This window comes from Pseudomonas sp. USTB-Z (genome assembly GCF_019691255.1).
GTDB lineage: Bacteria > Pseudomonadota > Gammaproteobacteria > Pseudomonadales > Pseudomonadaceae > Aquipseudomonas > Aquipseudomonas alloputida.
The window spans coordinates 382,835-400,782 of sequence record NZ_JAECZP010000002.1 but is presented as its reverse complement, the minus strand read 5'-3'; the positions used below and the strand labels follow the sequence as shown (position 1 = coordinate 400,782).

The following is a 17,948-nucleotide window of genomic DNA, read 5'->3' as shown; positions in this document are numbered from 1 at the left end:
ATCGGTGGCAAGCGGCCCTACTACCAAATGACGAGAGCCCCGCTGCCAACGATGCATTCGCCCGGCACGCGGGGCTTCTTACCATCGGTGCATCGCCTGTCGTGGGACAGGCACCGACCCGCAGAGGCTCAGCATGATCTACGCACAACCCGGAACTCCAGGCGCCGTCGTATCCTTCAAACCCCGTTATGGCAACTTCATCGGTGGCGAGTTCGTGCAGCCGTTGGCTGGCCAGTACTTCACCAACAGCTCGCCGGTCAATGGCCAGCCGATTGCCGAATTCCCGCGCTCCACGGCCCAGGACGTCGAGCGCGCCCTGGACGCCGCGCATGCCGCCGCCGAAGCCTGGGGCAAGACCTCGGTGCAAGACCGTGCGCGGGTACTGCTCAAAATTGCCGACCGCATCGAACAGAACCTGGAAGTGCTGGCGGTTACCGAAAGCTGGGACAACGGCAAGGCCATACGCGAAACCTTGAATGCCGACGTGCCGCTGGCAGCGGACCACTTCCGCTATTTTGCCGGTTGCATCCGCGCCCAGGAGGGTGGCGTAGGCGAGATCAACGAAGGCACCGTGGCTTATCACATCCACGAGCCGCTGGGTGTGGTGGGGCAGATCATCCCGTGGAACTTCCCGCTGCTGATGGCCGCCTGGAAGCTCGCCCCGGCCTTGGCCGCTGGCAACTGCGTGGTGCTCAAGCCCGCGGAGCAGACGCCGCTGTCGATTACCGTCTTTGCCGAACTGATCGCCGATCTGTTGCCGGCAGGCGTACTGAACATCGTCCAGGGCTTTGGCCGTGAGGCCGGCGAGGCGCTGGCCACCAGCAAGCGCATTGCCAAGATCGCGTTCACCGGGTCCACCCCGGTGGGCTCGCACATCATGAAGTGCGCGGCCGAGAACATCATCCCGTCCACCGTCGAACTGGGTGGCAAGTCGCCGAACATTTTCTTCGAAGACATCATGCAGGCCGAGCCGGCGTTTATCGAGAAGGCTGCCGAAGGCCTGGTGCTGGCGTTCTTCAACCAGGGCGAGGTGTGCACCTGCCCGTCACGGGCGCTGATCCAGGAGTCGATCTACGAACCGTTCATGGCCGAGGTGATGAAGAAGATCGCCAAGATCACCCGCGGCAACCCGCTGGATACCGAAACCATGGTGGGTGCCCAGGCGTCCGAGCAACAGTACGACAAGATCCTTTCGTACCTGGAGATTGCCCGGGAGGAGGGCGCGCAGCTGCTCACCGGCGGTGGTGCCGAGCGGCTGCAGGGTGACCTGGCCAGCGGTTACTACATTCAGCCAACCCTGCTCAAGGGCAACAACAAGATGCGCGTGTTCCAGGAAGAAATCTTCGGGCCAGTGGTGGGCGTGACCACCTTCAAGGACGAAGCCGAAGCGCTGGCGATCGCCAACGACAGTGAATTCGGCCTGGGCGCCGGCCTGTGGACCCGCGACATCAACCGCGCTTACCGCATGGGCCGCGGGATCAAGGCCGGGCGAGTGTGGACCAACTGCTACCACCTGTACCCGGCGCATGCGGCGTTCGGGGGGTACAAGAAGTCCGGTGTTGGCCGTGAGACCCACAAGATGATGCTTGACCATTATCAGCAGACCAAGAACTTGCTGGTGAGCTACGACATCAATCCGCTGGGCTTCTTCTAAACCGCGTCGCGGCCTTCGCGGGCTCGCCCGCCCCCACAGGTTCACCGCTGGTTCCAGAACCGGTGCAGAACCTGTGGGCGCGGGCGAGCCCGCAAAAGGGCCGGCACATGCATGGGCTACCCGTACCAACGCACCCCGCCAGCTCGTTCCAAAGTAGCATTCGGTCCGGTCCGCCCCCGTGCATTAATGCTTCTACCGGAATCCTCCGGCACAAGAAGAGGACTTGCCCTATGTGGACTAAACCCGCCTATACCGACCTGCGCATTGGCTTCGAAGTGACGATGTATTTCGCCAACCGTTGATGACGGCCCGGCCATCGCCACGGTGGCCGGATCCTCCTGGAGCATGTGCCTGTGAACCTGATTGATCGCCAGCAAGCCCTTGCCTTGGGGCGAGGCTTGCGCCTGGACTGGGAGCCACAGAAGGCTTGCCACGTGCTGTTGTACGCCGGGGGCATCATCGAGCTCAATGCCAGTGCCGGCTGGGTCCTGGCGCTGCTGGACGGCCACAGTACGGTGGCAACGGTCATCGACCGCCTGGCACAACGCTTCCCCGATGTACCGGGGCTCGAAGAGGACGTACTGGCGTTTCTGGAGGTGGCCCGCGCCAAGTCCTGGATAGAATGACCGGTAGCCCCGCTTTGGTCTGGTTGCTTTCGTGGTGGGATGCTTTACGCTGGCGGTTATCTTCCAGAACAATAAGAACAGGCTTACCAATGAGCCAGAGTTTCAGCCCCCTTCGCAAATTCGTATCGCCTGAAATCATCTTTGGTGCCGGCTGCCGGCACAATGTGGCCAATTACGCCAAAACCTTCGGTGCGCGCAAGGTACTGGTGGTCAGCGACCCTGGCGTGATCGCGGCCGGCTGGGTGGCGGATGTGGAGGCCAGCCTGCAGGCCCAGGGTATCGACTACTGCCTGTACACAGCGGTGTCACCCAACCCGCGGGTCGAAGAGGTGATGCTCGGCGCCGAAATCTATCGGCAGAACCACTGTGACGTGATCGTCGCCGTCGGTGGCGGCAGCCCGATGGATTGCGGCAAGGCCATCGGCATCGTGGTGGCCCATGGGCGCAGCATCCTCGAATTCGAGGGCGTGGACATGATCCGCGTGCCCAGCCCGCCGCTGATCCTGATTCCGACCACCGCCGGCACCTCGGCGGACGTGTCGCAGTTCGTGATCATTTCCAACCAGCAGGAACGCATGAAGTTCTCCATCGTCAGCAAGGCGGTGGTGCCGGACGTGTCGCTGATCGACCCGCAGACCACCCTGAGCATGGACCCGTTCCTGTCGGCCTGTACCGGCATCGATGCGTTGGTGCATGCCATCGAGGCCTTCGTGTCGACCGGCCACGGGCCGCTGACCGACCCCCATGCGCTGGAAGCCATGCGCCTGATCAATGGCAACCTGGTGGAGATGATCGCCAACCCCACCGATATTGCACTGCGTGAAAAGATCATGCTCGGCAGCATGCAGGCGGGGCTGGCGTTCTCCAATGCGATCCTGGGCGCAGTGCACGCCATGTCGCACAGCCTGGGCGGCTTCCTCGACTTGCCCCATGGCTTGTGTAACGCGGTGCTGGTGGAGCACGTGGTGGCGTTCAACTACAGCTCGGCGCCGGAGCGTTTCAAAGTGATCGCCGAAGTGTTTGGTATCGACTGCCGCGGTCTCAATCACCGGCAAATCTGCGGGCGGTTGGTGGAGCACCTGATTGCCCTGAAGCGTGCCATCGGTTTCCATGAAACCCTGGGCCTGCACGGGGTGCGCACGTCCGATATCCCGTTCCTGTCGCAACACGCGATGGACGACCCGTGCATCCTCACCAACCCCCGTGCGTCGAGCCAGCGTGATGTCGAGGTCGTTTATGGCGAGGCCCTCTGACGAGCAGCAGCGGGCGTTGGCCGGGCTGCTGGGGCTGGGTGACCACTCGGCGCGCAAAAGCCATTACCCGGAGCTGTCCGCCCGCCTGGACGAACTGGAAGCCGAACGCAACCGTTACAAATGGCTGTTCGAAAACGCCGTGCACGGTATTTTCCAGGCCAGCCTTCAGGACGGCATGCGTGCCGCCAACCCGGCGTTGGCGCGCATGCTCGGCTACGACGACCCGCAAGCGGTGCTGTTTTCCCTGACGGACCTGGCCGCCAACCTGTTTGACGGCGGTGCCGAGGAGTTACAGGCCATTACCGCAGTGCTCGCCCGTGAGCACAGCCTGCACGGCTACGAAACCCGTTTGCGGCGCAAGGACGGCAGCCATCTCGATGTGCTCATGAACCTGCTGCTCAAACCCGGCCATGAAGGGCTGGTGGAGGGGTTCGTTGCCGACATCACCGAGCGCAAGCTGGCCCAGCAACGCCTGCAACAGCTCAATGATGAACTGGAGCAACGGGTCGCTGCGCGTACCGATGAATTGCTGGAGGCGCGCGATGCTGCTGAAGCTGCCAACCGCAGCAAGGACAAATACCTCGCCGCCGCCAGCCATGACCTGCTGCAACCGCTGAACGCCGCCCGCTTGCTGATCTCGACCTTGCGCGAGCGGCCATTGCCAGAGGCCGAGCATGTGCTGGTGGAGCGGACCCACCAGGCCCTGGAGGGCGCGGAAGACCTGCTGACCGACCTGCTGGACATTTCCCGGCTCGACCAGGCGGCGGTAAAACCGGATGTGGCCGTGTACCGCCTGGACGAGCTGTTCGCGCCGCTGGTCTCGGAGTTCAGCTCAGTGGCCGATGCGGCGGGCCTGAAGCTGCACGCACGGATAGCCGACTACGCCATCAGTACTGACCTGCGTTTGCTGACACGCATCCTGCGCAATTTCCTCAGCAATGCCTGCCGGTACACCGACGAGGGGCGGATCCTGCTCGGGGCGAGGCGCCGCGGTGGTCATTTGCGGCTGGAGGTGTGGGATACCGGGCGGGGCATAGCGCAGGATCGGCTGCAGGCCATATTTCTTGAGTTCAACCAGCTGGACGTTGGCCGCGCTGCAGATCGCAAGGGCGTTGGCCTGGGGCTGGCCATCGTCGAGCGGATCGCCAAGATTCTCGGTTACCGGATTGAGGTACGTTCGTGGCCGGGGCGTGGTTCGGTGTTCAGCATCGAGGTCCCGCTGGGTAAAGAGGTGCCGCTGGCCGCTCACCAGGTTGTGCCGCTGCCAAGCGTCGGCAACCCGCTACCGGGCCGCCGCCTGTTGGTACTGGACAACGAAGTGAGCATCCTCGAGAGCATGGGCGCGCTGCTTGGGCAGTGGGGCTGCGAAGTGGTGACCGCGACCGACCAGGCAGGTGCCTTGCTGGCCTTGCAGGGGCAGGCCCCGGAACTGATCCTGGCCGACTACCACCTGGACCATGGCGTGGTGGGTTGCGAGGTGGTCAGGTATTTGCGTGAGCATTTTGCGGTTGCCATACCGGCGGTGATCATCACCGCCGACCGCAGCGATCAATGCCGGCGAGGCTTGCAGAAATTGGGGGCGCCGCTACTGAACAAACCTGTAAAACCGGGAAAATTGCGAGCTGTATTGAGCCAGTTGCTCCTGGTGCATTGATTGCGCAGGGCTCATTGGTGGCGCGGGTACTGCATTTGCCTGAAGTCTGCGCTGTACCTGTGGGAGCGGGCTTGCCCGCGAAAAGATGAAATGGGGTGGCGCTGTATAACCCCCTGATTTGCCCTGCGAACAAGTAGAGCCGTGAAGGCCCGTTGCGAAGTTTGGATCCAGTGATCAGAAAACTTTACCATTCGGTCAGCTTGCAAGAAATTAGCAAGCTAACTAATGCGGTTTTAAATACCGCTGGTCGGTGCTTTTGCTCAAGAAATGAACGATTACCCTGTTGATGGCTCATATTGGCCAGCAGGTGTATTCGCATGAACTGCACCTGGCATCTCTCAGGAAGTTATCAACCTTAAAACTCATGTGGGTCGCAGGGACTCACATGGGGATTTTTATTGTCTCTGATCATGGAGTAACGCCTATGCCCAACCGAGGCTCAACGGTTGAGTCGCTGTGTATTCATGTTTCAATCCGCTGTTTCAATTAACGATATGAATGGGGTCTTGCCGTTGCGATCACGCCGTTCGCACGCCTGTAGCACGGCCCGCTAGCGCTAATGCATTACGTGGAGAATTCGACGTGGAGTTTAATACAATTATTAGCCTGTTCGGGCAGAAAGAATCCATGGAGCTGGTGCGGTTGTCGGTTATTTATGTTCATTTGCTGGCCTGCTGCGTTGCCATTGGGCTGGTGTTTGCCAGCGATGCCGAGATGGTCAGGGACTTGTTGAAGGGGCATCAACAGGCCGGGCATGACGGTAGGCATATGGCACGTTTACAGAAGTCTGTAACGAACGCCTTGATGTTCTTGTGGCTCACGGGGGCTGCCGTCATCGGTATCGACTACCTTGAAAAAGGCATGGGTTACTTTGCCAATCCGAAACTTCACGCCAAAGTTATTATTGTCCTGTTGCTGACATTCAATGGCATGTTGTTGCACCGTTATGTCCTGCCGGCGTTACTCAAGGCGGGCTCTTTGCTTGACCTGAATATCGGCGTGCGCATGTTTGCACTGTTCTCCGGCGCGTTGTCCGGTGTGTCCTGGTTATATGCGGCAATGTTGGGTGTCGGTCGGCCGCTGGCCTGGAAGTATTCGCTGACCGAGTTGCTGCTGGCCTATCCAGTCATGATCCTGCTCGGCTTTGCCCTGATGGCCGCACTGACCCAGTGGGCGCGCAAACGCACCATGGCCAAAGCGACGCAAGCACCTGTCTGGCCGCTGGCGGGCATTCCTTGCTGATGGCCTGAGGCACTGCGACGGCGCCACGAACCGCAAACCTGGTTTGCGGCGCCGTTGCAGTGCCTGATGTGATTCAGCACGGCAAGCGTGCAACGCTTCCATGATCCGTTGCAAGACTGCGAACCGGCGCTCGCGGTTACAGGTTTGCCTGCACGCTGCGCCCTTTGGCCAGATAGGCGTTGAACTCATCTTCCGGCACCATGCTGCCCCCCGTTCCCCAGACGAGGTGTGTAGCCTGCTGCAGCTGGGTTGGGGTGAAGCCCTGGCGAGCCAGGTACTCGCCGGCTTGCAGCACCCGTAGCATACCGGGTACGCCGGCCAGGGCAGAGGGTTCCAGTTTGACCTTGTCCTGCTCATGGGCGATGACCATCAAGCGGTACAGCTCTTCGTCGGTCACGGTGTAGTAACCATCGATCAGCCGCTGCATGGCTTTGCCGACAAACCCTGATGGGCGCCCGACCGCCAGGCCGTCTGCGGCGGTGATATTGTCGATGCCGAAGTCCTGCACGCAGGTTTCATCATGCAGGCCGGTATAGACACCCAGCAGCATGCAGGGGGAGTGGGTGGGTTCGGCAAAGATGCAGTGCACCGCATCGCCGAACACCAGCTTCAGCCCGAATGCGACACCGCCCGGACCGCCCCCTACGCCGCACGGCAGGTAGACGAACAAGGGGTGATCTGCGTTCACCTGGATGCCAGCCAGGTCGAATTGCCGCGCCAACCGTTCGGCGGCGACGGCATAGCCGAGAAACAGCTGTGGGGAGTTTTCGTCGTCGACAAAATAACAATTGGGGTCTGAAGCCGCCTGCTGGCGACCCTGCTCGACCGCTACGCTGTAGTCGCACGCATGTTCTACCACGGTCACGCCGTTGGCCCGCAGCCTGTCCTTCTTCCATTGCCGGGCGTCTGACGACATGTGTACGCTCACCTTAAAACCCAGCTTGGCGCTCATGATGCCAATCGACAGCCCCAGGTTGCCGGTCGAACCCACGGCGATCGTGTACTGGCTGAAGAATGCGCGGGCCTGGTCGCTCGCCAGTTTGGTGTAGTCATCCGTTGACGTGATCAATCCGGCCGCCAGGGCCAGGTCTTCGGCATGCTTGAGCACTTCATGGATACCGCCCCGGGCCTTGATCGAACCGGAGATGGGCAGGTCACTGTCCGCCTTGAGCCACAGGCTGCCTGCGTTCTGCAGTGATCCTTCTTCGACAAGCACCCGGCGCAGCTGTGGCAGCGGGATGACAGGCGACTCGATGACCCCGCCGGCAGCGGCTGTTTCGGGGAACACAGTGGCCAGGTAAGGCGCGAACCGCTGCAGCCGCGCGCTGGCCGCTTGCACGTCGGCCGCCGTCAGGCCCACATCGTGCAGGGCTTCTGCAGCCTTGGCGATACCAGGGTTGAACCAGCTGGTCTGCTTCAGGGCAACCAGCTCGGCGATGATCGGGTGGCTTTGTTGCCAGGCTTCCAGGGTTTTTCCGTGAATCATGATTTCACCTGCAGTGCAGTCTGTGGGCCGCCAGCAGCAGTCTCGTGACAGGGGGAAGGCGCAGGATAACCCACGGAGTTTCGAACATTACACATTGGTTTTACTGAGGTGTTGCCTGTACCGGCCTGTTCGCGGGCTCGCCCGCTCCCACAGGCCATCACCGCCTTCAAGGCTTGCACAGTACCTGTGGGCACGGGCCAGACCGCGAAAGTGCCTGTCCAGGCACCAGAGGATCTGTACAGTTCGCTTACTCAGCCATAAGGCGGCGCTGGCAGTTCGGCCAGCAGGGTTTTCAAGCCGTCGCTCCACTGCCTGCGAATCTGCTGGTAATAGGCATCGTCGCTGGTAATGCGCTTGCGCGTCATGCTTTCCAGGCTGTTGTTGCGGTACACCAGCAAGTCCAGCGGCATGCCCACCGACAGGTTGCTGCGGATGGTGGAGTCGAACGAAATCAGGCCGCAGCGCAGCGCTTCATCGAGCGGCGTGCGGTAATCCAGGTTGCGGTCGAGTATTGGTCTGCCGTACTTGCTTTCACCCAGTTGCAGAAACGGGGTGTCCGGTGTGGCCTGGAAGAAATTGCCTTGTGCATACACGTTGTAGATGGCCATGGGGCCGCCGGCTATCTGGCCGCCGACGATGAATGAACTGCTAAGGTCGATATCGGCCGTGAGCTTGCTGCGGTCTCTTTTGACCACCTCGCGCAGGGTGTCGGCGACCAGCACCGTTGCATCGTAGAGCGTGGCAACGTTCAGCAGGTGGGGGCCGTTGCCCTGGGTGCGTTGCTGCAGCAGGTTTACCACCGACTGTGAGGTCGCCAGATTGCCGGCGGTCTGCAGCACGATCAGCCGCTCGCCCGGGGTGCTGAAGACGAACAACTTGGTGAACGTGGAGATCTGGTCGATGCCGGCGTTGGTGCGTGAGTCGCTGATGAAGACAAGCCCGTCCTCCAGGTGCATGGCGACACAGTAAGTCATGCGGTTTCCCTTGTGTTGCGTGTGGAAGGGTCTTGCCGCACTCGCGCGGCAAGACCGGTCTGACGCCAGCCTGTCACTGGCGATGCACGTGGACGCTGGCCTGCATCGATTCGGCGCCGCCGCCGCGGCGTACGCCCCTGACCGGACAGGCATCGAGGTAGTCCAGGCCCACCGCCAGCTTCAGGTGACGCTCTGGCCGGGTCAGGCGGTTGGTAATGTCGAAGCTGTACCAGGCTTCGTCGACCCAGGCTTCGGCCCAGGCGTGGCTGGCCAGGTGTTGTTCGTCCTCGGTGCACAGGTAGCCGGACACATAGCGTGCCGGCACCCCCAGGCTGCGTGCGCAGGCCAGGAAGGCGTGGGTGTGGTCCTGACACACGCCTGCGCCACCGTTGAAGGCTTCGATGGCCGTGGTGCCCACCGACGTGGCCCCAGGGCTGTAGGGCATGTGCTCGGCCAGGCCTTGCATCAGCCCGATCAGTGCTGCCCGGTCGCGGTGACTGCCACATTGCCGGGCGGCGAAAGCAATCAGGTTGTCGTCGGCCTGTGTCAGGTGGCTGCCGCGCAGGAACGGCAGGGGCGACTGGCTCTCGGTTTCGTGTTCGCAATCCGGGTCGATCTCGACCTGGCCGTGTGCGGTAAGCGCCAGGTGGCCATGGGGTTTGTCCAGCGTCAGCACATGCAGGATGTTGCCGTAAGGGTCGATCTGGCCCTTGACCTTGCAGGGCAGGTCCAGTTGCCATTGATTGATACGCTGGCGTTCGCTGCTGCGCGGCGTCAGGCGCAGGAACTGGATACTGTTGCACACGTCGCTGGCGTAGCTATAGGTCGTGTCGTGGCGAATGGACAGTTTCATACAACCTCCAGGTAGGAGTGATGGACGGCCTGGCCCAGTTGGTTGATGCGGCCAATGAAGTCGCTCAGCCAGGGGTGCAACCCGGCATCGAGGATTTCGTCGATTGCGGTGTAGCGCAGGCGCGCATTCAGTTCGGCGGCCATGCGCTGGGCGGCACGCCCGGTACTGCCCGGCAGGCCCGCCAGGATCAGGTCCAGTTCCTCGATGCAGGCATGCAGCGAGCGCGGCACGTCTACCCGCAACAGCAGCAGTTCGGACACCGGCCGGGCACTGGGCGCGGCGCGATAGAGCTCGTTGAAGGCCTCATACGAGGTCAGCGCGCGCAGCAGGGCGCTCCATTGGTAATAACCGCGGGCGGAGTCGTCGCTGACCTCTTCGGAAGCCTCGCCGAACATTTCATAGCGCGAATCGAGCAGGCGCAGGGTGTTGTCCGCCCGCTCCAGGAAGGTCCCCAGGCGAATGAAGCTGTAGGCATCGTTGCGCATGATGGTGCCGGAGGTCGCACCGCGGAACAGGTGCGACCGTTCCTTTACCCAGTCGCAGAACTGGCTGATGCCATAGCGACCCAGGCCGTTGCTGGCAATGTTGCGCATTTCGATCCAGGTGGCGTTGATGTTCTCCCACATGTCGGCGGTGATACGGCCGCGCACCGCATGGGCATTGGTTCTGGCGGCCTGCAGGCAGCAATAGATGCTGCTGGGGTTGGTGGCGTCGAGGGCGAAGAAGTGCAGCATGCGCTCGGTGTCGAGTTCATTGTGCCGACGCAGGTAGTCGTCCAGCATGCCCGAGGCCATCAGCGACATTGCCAGTTCGGCATGGCCGTCGCTGCGCCCGGCCTGGGGCATCAGCGACAGCGAGTAGCTGACCTCGAGCATGCGCGCGAGGTTTTCTGCGCGCTCCAGGTAGCGGGACATCCAGTACAGGTCGGAAGCGGTTCGCGAAAGCATGGCTCAGTCCTCCACCACCCAGGTGTCCTTGGTACCGCCGCCTTGCGACGAGTTGACCACCAGCGAGCCTTCCTTGAGCGCCACGCGCGTCAGGCCACCGGGCACCAGGCGGGTTTCACTGCCCGACAACACGAACGGGCGCAGGTCGATGTGACGCGGTGCGATGCCGCTGTCGACGAAGGTCGGGCAGGTTGACAGGCACAGCGTCGGTTGAGCGATATAGGCGTGCGGGCGGGCTTTGATGCGCGCGCGGAAGTCCTCGATCTGGGCTTTGGTCGAGGCGGGCCCGACCAACATGCCATAGCCGCCGGAACCTTGGGTTTCCTTGACCACCAGTTCGGGCAGGTGGGCCAGTACATGGGACAGGTCCGCCGGCTTGCGGCACTGCCAGGTCGGCACGTTGTTCAGGATCGGTTCTTCGCTCAGGTAAAAGCGGATCATGTCGTCGACAAAGGGGTAGATGGATTTGTCATCGGCCACGCCAGTGCCGACCGCGTTGGCCAGTACCACATTGCCGGCGCGGTAAACCGAGATCAGCCCCGGCACGCCCAGCATCGAGTCAGGGTTGAAGGACAGCGGGTCGAGGTAGTCGTCGTCCAGGCGACGATAGATCACGTCCACCTGGTGGGGGCCGGCCGTGGTGCGCATGTACACATGCTCATCACGTACGAACAGGTCGGCGCCTTCGACCAGCTCGATGCCCATTTCCCGGGCCAGGAAAGCATGCTCGAAATAGGCGCTGTTGAAACGGCCGGGCGTGAGCAGCACCGCGGTAGGGTTGTCCAGTGGACTGGCGCTCTTGAGCGTGTCCAGCAGCAGGTTGGGGTAGTGATCGATGGGCGCGATGCGCTGGGCGGCAAACAGTTCGGGGAACAGGCGCATCATCATCTTGCGGTCTTCGAGCATGTAGCTGACGCCGCTGGGGGTGCGCAGGTTGTCTTCCAGCACGAAGTAGCTGCCGTCGCCGTCACGTACCAGGTCGACACCGGCAATATGCGCATACAGCCCACGGTGAAGGTCCAGGCCCTGCATGGCGATCTGGTAGCCCTCGTTGGCCAGCACTTGCTCTGGCGGGATGATGCCGGCCTTGAGAATGTGCTGGTCGTGGTAGATGTCCTGCAGGAACAGGTTCAGCGCCTGTACCCGTTGAATGCAGCCACGCTCGACTGTGCGCCATTCGCTGGCGCGGATGCTGCGCGGGATGATATCGAAGGGGATCAGGCGCTCGGTATCCTGCTTGTCGCCGTACAAGGTGAAGGTGATGCCAGCGCGGTGAAACAGCAGGTCGGCCTCGCGTCGGCGCTGTTCCAGCAACTCCAGCGGGGTGTTGGCCAGCCAGCGGGCGAACTCCTGGTAATGCGGGCGGCAAGTGCCGTTCGCTTCGTACATTTCATTGAAAAAAGCCCGGGACATACCCACTCCTTGCCGCCGTTGCCGGCAGCTTCATTGCGGTTCATCTGCGTCTTTCAGGGTGCTGCCTTGCTGGGGTAAGTGGGAGCTGTGTCTCGCGTTAACCTCGGTTTCGGTAGATTGCCTGTGCGTTGAGTACAACCAGTCTGTGCAATAAAAGTGCCGAATACGCCAGGCGGTTCTGGCGATGCAGGAAATGTGAGGGGCGCACCCGATGTGTGCTGCCTGGCCGCAAGGGCCGGCGCATCAAAAAAGGGCGCTTTTGATCCGGGCGCGGGTTTTGAACCGAAATGGGGCGCAGGCCGGTGCCCGGCGGGACAAAAAGGAAATAGTCCGGGTGCATGACTTGGGGGGAAGGGGGCATGCATCGAGTGCCGCGCGGGCGGCACCCGATTGAACACACGCTGAATATCGCGAGGCGAGCGCCTTCAGGCCCTCAGAGGCAGGCGTAGACCACCAGCTCCACCAGCATTTCTTCCCGGGCGAGGCCCGCCACCACGACGGCAGCGCGGTTGGGGTAGGGTGCCTGGAAATACTCAGCGTACACGGCATTTACAGTTGCCAGATAGCGGCGGTCAGTCACGTAGATCAGTACCTGGGTCACGGCATCCAGCGAGCTGTCAGCGGCTTCCAGGGTGTGGCGCAGGTTGTCCAGTGTCTGGCGGGCCTGTGCCTCGATGCCGCCGGCAACCACCTGGCCCTGCGTATCGATTGGGATCTGGGCCGTGTACAACGTACCGTTGCCGACGACCGCCCATTCCAGTGGCGCCCTGGAGGCGAACAGCTCGGTCTTTATTGCATGCTTCATGGGTTGTTTCCTCAGTGGCAAGGGTGTTCAGTCGGCGTCGCTGCCGCCGCCTGCACCGTGGCGGCGTGAGGCATCGGTGCTCTCGACAAGGATGTGTTCGGCCAGCTGCCTGAGCCTTTGCCAGGTATGTTCGTTGACGGTAAAACCTTGCTGCAGTGAGCGTTGCGGGTCGGTTATCGCCTGGGCGGTCTGGCCTGCTCGGGTGAACAGCACCGTTACGTCTTGCGCGGCCGCTTCAATGCCCCGGGGCCGGGCTTCACTGCTCAGTTCCGGGCGCGGCATGCCGGCGGTAAAATCGGCCAGGTGGTATTGGCGGGCGTCCTCCCAGCGGGCTTGCACGTGCAGCCCCTGCACAGCTGCCCGGCTCAGGTAGCCCAGCAACAGCAAACGGTTGTGGCAGTGGCGGATGCGCAGTTCGGCCTGACCACAGCGCATGGCCTTGGCGGCCGCCAGTTCCACCACCGTCGCGGCGCAGCGCAATACGCTCTGGCCCTTGGCGTCGATCACCAGCAGGGCGTTATCCTCATGGCACAAGGCGTATGGCCGTGCAGCTTCGGCTTGCAGATAAAGCAACGCCTTTTCCAGTGCACCGACGCCATCGAGCCCCTGCAGTTGCAACCAGCCCACGAGTTCGGCGGCATCCTCGCAGTCGCCCGGGGCGAAGCCCATGCCTTCGAATGCCTTGCGGCACATCACCTGTAATTCGTTAAGCGATACGCGCATGGTCAAAGCTCCCTTTGCGGCATGACTGCGAAATTCCAGTCGTCTGCGAACGGCTGACCGATGTCGCTGACCAGCGGCGCGCCCTGGAACAGCGTGATACGCACCCAGCGGCTTGACTTGGGGTCGAATTTCCCCGCGCCGAAAAATGCCAGTTTGCAGCGCAGCAGGTGAATCGGCAGCATGTCCCGGGCCAGCAGATTGGCACGGATTTCACCGAAGTTTGTTTTTGCCATGCCCTGCAGGCGGCGTACCGCGCCCTTGAACCTCGGTTGGGCGATCAGGAAGTGAGCGGTCAGCGCCTGAGGCTGCCGTTGCAGGTGCTCCAGCAGCGCGCCATGGCACTGCTGGATATTGCGGGCAATACCCAGCTGCATTTCTTTTTCGGCCCCTGGCTCCTCTGCGCGAATGCCCAGGCGCGGCTCTTCTTTTTCAGCTGAGCGGTACCAGAAGAAGTGCTCCGCATCGGCAGCACTGAAGTCGTAGCGCAACGCCCAGCCATACTGCTGCTCGATGAGCTGGCGCAGTTGCCCAAGGGGCATCTGGGCGTCCAGCTGCCAGCTTTCGTTGACCCCCATGTGCTCGGCCAGGGGCGTGACCTGCTCGGGGTACAGCTCCAGCAGCAGGCTGACCAGAAGCTCCTGGCAGCCCACCCCCGTGTGTAATTGCGCCCAGGCCAGCAGGTGCGGCCAAAGGCCCGCGCCGTCGGCTTGCGTGCCAAGCCAGGTGGCCAGTAAAGCAAGCTCGGCCAAGGTTTGCAGGTTCTGCTCATGCTGGCGCTGGTCTTCGGTCCGGGACTGGCTCAGGTGCAACTGGGCGCGCGCCAGCAATTGCTGCAGGCGTGCCAATTGGTCGGGCTCCGCCGACTGCGCCAGCACCAGGGCCAGGGCCGTTTCCCGCGTACTGATCCAGTGCTCCACCAGTTGAGGGTGGTTGATCAGAAAAGGGGCCATTCCCAGCCCGGTCGCGTTGCCGACCCCCAGGTAGCGTTGTAGCGCCGGGGCCAGTTGCACTGCCCGCTGCGGGGCGAGTGCCCGGGCCATGTGGTTGATCTGCTCGATGCTGAAGTGTCGCAGCAGGTAGACGGTGAACATCTGCGCGCTGAACGGCTGGTTGAAGTCCGGGTTATCTTGCAGGCAACCAAAATCGGCGATGCCGAACTTGCCGTTACCGTAAACCGCTGTGGTGCGATACAGGTAGCCGACTTCAGCCAGTTGTTGTGGATCGGGCTGGCGTCCTTCTGCCAGCGCCGCCAGAAACCGGTCGAAATTGCGCAAGCTACGGTTGGCCCGCGACAACACCAGCACGCGTGCATCGAAGCGACCGGCTTCCTGCAGCGGCACGTTGCGTTGCAGGTCGGCCAGTTGTGCCGAGTCGACATCGCCGGCCACCAGCACGAAGCTGACGTCCCACTGGTCGGCGATGACTCGATCGCTGCGCTTTTCGGGCGGCAGGTAGGCCGAGAAGATCACGCAGTGGTAATGGCCGTTTGGCGTTTCGATGCGGTAGATCGCAGTGCCGAAGCCTTGGCCATCGAGGTCGAAACAGCTGCGCCGGATTTGCCAGCGCTGCTGCATCATCCGCCGCATGCTGCTGCGCACGAAGCTTAGCGGGCTCTGGAAGTGGCTACCCAGCCGGGCCAGGTCCATGACTTGGCTGGCAGGGCGCAACGCGGGTATTGCAGGCACGCTGTTGGGCATTGTTGTTGTACCTGGATGGATCATGTTCAGACGCCTTGTTCACGGGCCATGTGTCGAGCGATGCGCACGGCATCCCACAGCGCTGGCAGGATCACCAGCGACACCGGCACCGCGGTGATGACAATGAAGGATTGCAGGGCCGTCACCCCGCCTGCGCCAATGGTGATCAGTACCACCGCCGCCAGGCCCATGCCGATTGCCCAGAAACCGCGCAACCACTTCTTCGGTTTATCGTTGCTGGACATCGCCAGCGCCACGGTGAAGGCCATAGCGTCGCCATTGGTGGCCACCGAGATGAAACTCAAGAACAGGAACAGCGCGCTGACAAGGCCACCCAGTGGCAGGTTCTGCGTCACTCCCAGCAACAGGTCTTCAGGCTTGGCGCCATGGGCGGTGACGATGCCTGGTGTTTGCAGCTCCAGGCCGATCCCGGTACCGCCCACCACAGTGAACCAGAACATGGTCACCAGCGGTGCGATGATCGACAGCGTCATGATGATCTCGCGGATGGTGCGGCCCCGCGAGATCCGCGCGACATACAGGGCCACCATGGGCGCGTAGCCGATGAACCAGCCCCAGTAGAACACCGTCCACCAGTCCAGCCATTTGGGGTCGGCGCGGAACATCGTCAGGGGGATGAAGTGCTCCACGTGCAGGGCAAAGGCCGCCGGGAAACCGCCGAGGATGAACAGCGTCGGTCCGAATACCACCATGAACAGGGCCAGGCCGATCATCAACCAGACGTTGATCTCGCTGACAAAGCGGATGCCTTTGAGGCCCACCAGGCACGAGACGGTGTACATCGCGGTCACCAGGACAATGGTCAGCGACTGGGTGACGATAGTGTTGGGCAGCCCCCACACAGCGTGCATGGCGCTGCTGATCTGCAGGCCAAGGAAACCGATCGGACCGATGGTGCCGGCCACTACCGCGATGATTGAGGCAGCGTCGGCCAAGGTGCCGATCGGGCCCTTGAGCGCTCGCTGGCCGAACAGGGGGTAAAGCAGGGTGCGCGGCGCCAGCGGAAGGCCTTTATCGTAATGCAGGTGCATCAGCACGATCGCCAGCAGGCTGCCCAGCACGGCCCAGGCCAGGAAGCCCCAGTGCACGAACGATTGCGCCAGTGCCGCGGTGGCCGCCGCTTCGCTGTGCGGTTGCAGGCCGGCGAAGAAGGGCGGTGGGCTGGCAAAGTGCATCAAGGGTTCGGCAGCGGCCCAGAAGGCGCCACCACCTGCCAGCAGGGCGCACATGATCACGGCGATCCAGTTGAAGGTGCTGACGTCCGGGCGCTGGGTGACCCCGCCCAGGCGTACACGCCCGCATCTGGAAAAACCAATGAACAGGCTGACGGCGAAGGTTGCCAGCATCAGCACTTGCCAATAGAGGCCAAAGGCCTTTGTCGACCATGCGAACAGGGTATTGACCAGCGCCGACACGGTGTCGATGTCGATCAGCGCCGCCAGCAGGAAGGCGCCTAGGAATCCGCCGCTGATCAGGAACAACGGCCAGTCGATATCGCGTGCCATAGGCAGGCCCATGGCCTGGCCGTCGGCCTGCAAGGTAGTTGGGTTTTTCATGAAACCTCCGGAACCTGCGATTCTTTTTATTGTTGATGCTGTCCGTGCAAGGGGTTCAGGCCTGTGCCGTGGTGGCGGTCTCCAGCAGGCGCAACCAGTTCAGCCCCATGATGTTGCCCACGTCGTGCTCGGCAAAGCCGCGGGCGCGCAGGCCCTGGGCAATGTTGCGGAAGTCGCGGCTGTCGCGGAACCACTGCAAGGGCGCCGGCCAGTTGGCGTTGTCCCTGGAGCCTTCGCCGTAGTCCTTGTCCTTGCTCCAGCGGCCGTTGCGCATCCATTCCAGCACCGACAAGGGTTGCGCCTGGCACAGGTCGGTGCCGATGCCGATGTGCTGCACACCCATCAGGTCGGCGGTGCGCGCGACCATGTCGCAGAAACTTTCCAGGCTACAGTCCGAGGCACCCTTGAGGTGGAACGGGTAGGTGCTGAACCCCAGTAGCCCGCCGGACTCTGCAATCCCGCGTAGCACCGCATCGGATTTGTTGCGCTTGGCGGCGTGGAAGCTGGCAGGGTTGGCGTGGGAGATGATCACCGGTCGGCTCGACAGTTCGATGGCCTCAAGCGTGCTTCGCTCGGCGCTGTGAGACATGTCGATGAGCATGCCGACGCGGTTCATTTCGGCGATCACCTGGCGGCCGAAGCGGCTGATGCCGTTGTCCTCGCGCTCATAGCAACCGCTGGCCAGCAGGCTTTGGTTGTTGTAGGTCAGCTGCATGACGAACACCCCGAGCTGGCGGAAAACCTCCACCAGGGCAATGTCGTCCTCGATCGGCGAGCAGTTCTGGAAGCCGAAGAAGATACCCACCCGGCCCTCCTCGTGGGCCAGGCGGATGTCGCTGGCCGTGCGCACCGGGCGGATCAGCTCGGGCCATGTCTCGAAGCGGCGGTTCCACTCGCCCAGGCGTGACAGGGTTTCGCGGGCGTTTTCGTGGTAGGCGATGGTGGCGTGCACCGCGCTCAGGCCACCGGCCTGCATCTGCTGGAATATTTCCTGGCTCCAGTTGGAGTACTGCAGGCCGTCGATCATCAAAAGGTCGTGCATGG

At 62.4% G+C, this 17,948-nt stretch carries 16 protein-coding genes; 6 read left to right on the top strand and 10 right to left on the bottom strand.

The features are described from left to right. Positions 1-133 precede the first annotated feature (133 nt). From I8746_RS03860 to I8746_RS03835, 6 genes are all read left to right on the top strand, one after another. A complete protein-coding gene (locus I8746_RS03860; protein WP_003254088.1) occupies positions 134-1,654 on the top strand; it encodes an aldehyde dehydrogenase family protein in 1,521 nt (506 codons plus the stop codon). A gap of 230 nt (positions 1,655-1,884) precedes the next feature. Further along, positions 1,885-1,956: a pyrroloquinoline quinone precursor peptide PqqA gene (gene pqqA / locus I8746_RS03855; protein ID WP_003243383.1), complete on the top strand. Its 72-nt coding sequence runs from the start codon at positions 1,885-1,887 to the stop codon at positions 1,954-1,956. A 51-nt stretch (positions 1,957-2,007) separates the two neighbouring features. Further along, entirely contained in the window at positions 2,008-2,280 is a 273-nt protein-coding gene (gene pqqD / locus I8746_RS03850; RefSeq protein WP_003254087.1) for a pyrroloquinoline quinone biosynthesis peptide chaperone PqqD, read from the top strand. 89 nt (positions 2,281-2,369) lie between these two features. Then, a complete protein-coding gene (ercA, locus tag I8746_RS03845; RefSeq protein ID WP_004576476.1) occupies positions 2,370-3,533 on the top strand; it encodes an alcohol dehydrogenase-like regulatory protein ErcA in 1,164 nt (387 codons plus the stop codon). Then, complete coding sequence (locus I8746_RS03840) at positions 3,517-5,187, top strand: NahK/ErcS family hybrid sensor histidine kinase/response regulator (protein WP_012052777.1); 1,671 nt, start codon at positions 3,517-3,519, stop codon at positions 5,185-5,187. Before ercA ends, I8746_RS03840 begins: the two co-directional genes overlap by 17 nt. 627 nt (positions 5,188-5,814) lie before the next feature. Further along, a complete protein-coding gene (locus I8746_RS03835; protein ID WP_017147696.1) occupies positions 5,815-6,429 on the top strand; it encodes a hypothetical protein in 615 nt (204 codons plus the stop codon). A 136-nt stretch (positions 6,430-6,565) separates the two neighbouring features. Here the strand turns inward: I8746_RS03835 and I8746_RS03830 are convergent, their stop codons facing one another. The 10 genes from I8746_RS03830 to I8746_RS03785 all read right to left on the bottom strand — a co-directional run bounded on the left by I8746_RS03830 (position 6,566) and on the right by I8746_RS03785 (position 17,946). Further along, positions 6,566-7,915, bottom strand: a complete 1,350-nt coding sequence (locus I8746_RS03830) for a D-serine ammonia-lyase (RefSeq protein WP_221100168.1) — start codon at positions 7,913-7,915, stop codon at positions 6,566-6,568. Between the two features lie 251 nt (positions 7,916-8,166). After that, a complete protein-coding gene (locus I8746_RS03825) occupies positions 8,167-8,889 on the bottom strand; it encodes a proteasome-type protease (RefSeq protein ID WP_003254077.1) in 723 nt (240 codons plus the stop codon). A gap of 73 nt (positions 8,890-8,962) precedes the next feature. Further along, positions 8,963-9,742: a transglutaminase family protein gene (locus I8746_RS03820; RefSeq protein ID WP_012052765.1), complete on the bottom strand. Its 780-nt coding sequence runs from the start codon at positions 9,740-9,742 to the stop codon at positions 8,963-8,965. After that, a complete protein-coding gene (locus tag I8746_RS03815; RefSeq protein WP_012052764.1) occupies positions 9,739-10,689 on the bottom strand; it encodes an alpha-E domain-containing protein in 951 nt (316 codons plus the stop codon). The genes I8746_RS03820 and I8746_RS03815 overlap by 4 nt, the downstream gene beginning before the upstream one ends. Positions 10,690-10,692: 3 nt before the next feature. Continuing rightward, the gene (locus I8746_RS03810) at positions 10,693-12,102 is read right to left on the bottom strand and encodes a circularly permuted type 2 ATP-grasp protein (RefSeq protein WP_012052763.1); all 1,410 of its coding nucleotides are present in this window, start codon (positions 12,100-12,102) and stop codon (positions 10,693-10,695) included. A gap of 433 nt (positions 12,103-12,535) precedes the next feature. Beyond that, a complete protein-coding gene (locus tag I8746_RS03805) occupies positions 12,536-12,907 on the bottom strand; it encodes a RidA family protein (RefSeq protein ID WP_012052761.1) in 372 nt (123 codons plus the stop codon). A 27-nt stretch (positions 12,908-12,934) separates the two neighbouring features. Next, positions 12,935-13,630: a DUF3726 domain-containing protein gene (locus I8746_RS03800; RefSeq protein ID WP_012052760.1), complete on the bottom strand. Its 696-nt coding sequence runs from the start codon at positions 13,628-13,630 to the stop codon at positions 12,935-12,937. A 2-nt stretch (positions 13,631-13,632) separates the two neighbouring features. Continuing rightward, positions 13,633-15,327 (bottom strand): hypothetical protein, encoded by a 1,695-nt coding sequence (locus tag I8746_RS03795; RefSeq protein ID WP_012052759.1) that lies wholly within the window; start codon positions 15,325-15,327, stop codon positions 13,633-13,635. A 26-nt stretch (positions 15,328-15,353) separates the two neighbouring features. After that, positions 15,354-16,904 carry a BCCT family transporter gene (locus tag I8746_RS03790; RefSeq protein WP_012052758.1) on the bottom strand — a complete coding sequence of 517 codons (1,551 nt, stop codon included), beginning with the start codon at positions 16,902-16,904 and terminating at the stop codon, positions 15,354-15,356. Between the two features lie 55 nt (positions 16,905-16,959). Continuing rightward, complete coding sequence (locus I8746_RS03785; RefSeq protein ID WP_014756329.1) at positions 16,960-17,946, bottom strand: dipeptidase; 987 nt, start codon at positions 17,944-17,946, stop codon at positions 16,960-16,962. Between the last annotated feature and the right edge of the window lie 2 nt (positions 17,947-17,948).

Bases quoted from the DNA above. Each gene is read 5' to 3' on its own strand.
- I8746_RS03860 (WP_003254088.1), top strand. From the start codon at position 134: ATGATCTACGCACAACCCGGAACTCCAGGCGCCGTCGTATCCTTCAAA.
- ercA (WP_004576476.1), top strand. From the start codon at position 2,370: ATGAGCCAGAGTTTCAGCCCCCTTCGCAAATTCGTATCGCCTGAAATC.
- I8746_RS03840 (WP_012052777.1), top strand. From the start codon at position 3,517: ATGGCGAGGCCCTCTGACGAGCAGCAGCGGGCGTTGGCCGGGCTGCTG.
- I8746_RS03835 (WP_017147696.1), top strand. From the start codon at position 5,815: ATGGAGCTGGTGCGGTTGTCGGTTATTTATGTTCATTTGCTGGCCTGC.
- I8746_RS03830 (WP_221100168.1), bottom strand. From the start codon at position 7,915: ATGATTCACGGAAAAACCCTGGAAGCCTGGCAACAAAGCCACCCGATC.
- I8746_RS03825 (WP_003254077.1), bottom strand. From the start codon at position 8,889: ATGACTTACTGTGTCGCCATGCACCTGGAGGACGGGCTTGTCTTCATC.
- I8746_RS03820 (WP_012052765.1), bottom strand. From the start codon at position 9,742: ATGAAACTGTCCATTCGCCACGACACGACCTATAGCTACGCCAGCGAC.
- I8746_RS03815 (WP_012052764.1), bottom strand. From the start codon at position 10,689: ATGCTTTCGCGAACCGCTTCCGACCTGTACTGGATGTCCCGCTACCTG.
- I8746_RS03810 (WP_012052763.1), bottom strand. From the start codon at position 12,102: ATGTCCCGGGCTTTTTTCAATGAAATGTACGAAGCGAACGGCACTTGC.
- I8746_RS03805 (WP_012052761.1), bottom strand. From the start codon at position 12,907: ATGAAGCATGCAATAAAGACCGAGCTGTTCGCCTCCAGGGCGCCACTG.
- I8746_RS03800 (WP_012052760.1), bottom strand. From the start codon at position 13,630: ATGCGCGTATCGCTTAACGAATTACAGGTGATGTGCCGCAAGGCATTC.
- I8746_RS03795 (WP_012052759.1), bottom strand. From the start codon at position 15,327: ATGCCCAACAGCGTGCCTGCAATACCCGCGTTGCGCCCTGCCAGCCAA.
- I8746_RS03790 (WP_012052758.1), bottom strand. From the start codon at position 16,904: ATGAAAAACCCAACTACCTTGCAGGCCGACGGCCAGGCCATGGGCCTG.
- I8746_RS03785 (WP_014756329.1), bottom strand. From the start codon at position 17,946: ATGCACGACCTTTTGATGATCGACGGCCTGCAGTACTCCAACTGGAGC.